Origin of the sequence: Kitasatospora sp. NPDC056651 (assembly GCF_042792155.1) — a bacterium.
Classification (GTDB): domain Bacteria; phylum Actinomycetota; class Actinomycetes; order Streptomycetales; family Streptomycetaceae; genus Kitasatospora.
This window is the reverse complement of the sequence record NZ_JBHTWX010000253.1, coordinates 1-1,250: the sequence shown is the minus strand read 5'-3', so window position 1 is coordinate 1,250 and position 1,250 is coordinate 1. Positions and strand designations below refer to the sequence as shown.

General features: G+C 71.4%; 1 protein-coding gene. It reads right to left on the bottom strand.

Translation table 11 applies throughout. The annotated features are described in order from the left end of the window. Positions 1-1,212, bottom strand: a 1,212-nt coding sequence (locus ACFRAR_RS38825) for an NF041680 family putative transposase (protein ID WP_380705175.1), incomplete at its 3' end; no start/stop codon positions are given. Positions 1,213-1,250 lie beyond the last annotated feature (38 nt).

Genomic DNA, 1,250 nt, shown 5'->3' with positions numbered 1-1,250 from the left:
CCTCGGCAGGGTCGTGCGGATGTTGCGGAACCCTCGTTGGACCCGGGCGGGTGTGAGGCGCTCGGTGGGTTGGGGTCGTTCCCAGGGGCGGCGGAGGTCCTCGGCGAGGGGCCTGGCGAGGCGGAGTTGGGTGTGAGCGGCCAGGACCAGGTGGGTCCAGCCCAGGATCTGCTTGAGGAAGCGGAAGGTGTGCTCCAGGTCGAAGCGCCGTAGGAACGCGTGCCAGGCGATGTCGGTGTCCGTGTCGGCGGGGGTGGGGTCGGAGAACCACAGCCAGACCGGCTTCGGGGTGCCGCCGGAGGGCAGGTGGTCGACGTCGAGACGGATCAGGGTGCCCTCAATGGTGGGGAGTTGGCCGCGGTGGTCGCTCCACGCGGAGCGTCGCCACACGCGCGGGTGCAGGCGGTGCCAGGCGCGGATGCGGGCGGTGCCGTAGCGGCGGGTGGTGTGTTTGCCGTCGCTGTCGGGCTCGCGCCAGGTTGCGGGGTCGGCCAGTGCGAACCGGGCTCCGTGACTGCGGGGTTTGCCGCCTTTGGGGCCCACCTGGTAGTCGTCGGGCACGGGGTTGAAGAAGACCCGGTCGGAGCGCATCCGCACCACGATCCGGACGGGCAGGTCCCGCAGGAGGTAGGCCAGGCGCGGGCCGTCGTAGCCGGCGTCCGCCACGATGAGCACTGTCGGGTCGCCGGGCTTCCAGTGCCCGGCGTCGAGGATGCCGCGCAGGACTTGGCGCAGTTGGTCGGCGGTGACGGCCGCGGTGTCCGAGCCGGGTTCCAGGCGCCTGGCGTCCAGCAGGGCCGTCCACGACGTCGAGCCCGACTCCAGGGCGGCGACGAAGGAGTAGGGCCAACCGGGCACCATCTCGTGCGTGTTCTCGCGCCGGCCGTAGGTGTGGCAGAAGGAGCGGCCGTCGCTGGTGTTAGCATCCGGCCGCAGCCAGGCGGACACGTCGACGGCGAGTACGATCCGTCGACCCGGGCCGCGGGGCACGCTTCGGGCCGCGATCGCGGCCCGAAGGCGGTCAGCGTCCAGGTCTCCCCGGTTCAAGGCAGCGTAGAGAGAGGCGTGCGAGCGCCGGTGCTCGGGTGCCAGGGCCAGCTCGACCAGAGTGCGGACCGCACCGTCAGTGCACAGCAGGGCATCCGACAGCTCGAACAGGGCGTCCGCGCGGCGGGGCATCGCGGCGTACAAGTCCATTCGAAAGGAGGACAGTTCCGAGATTGCCTGCTCGCGAACGGCTTCAGGGACCA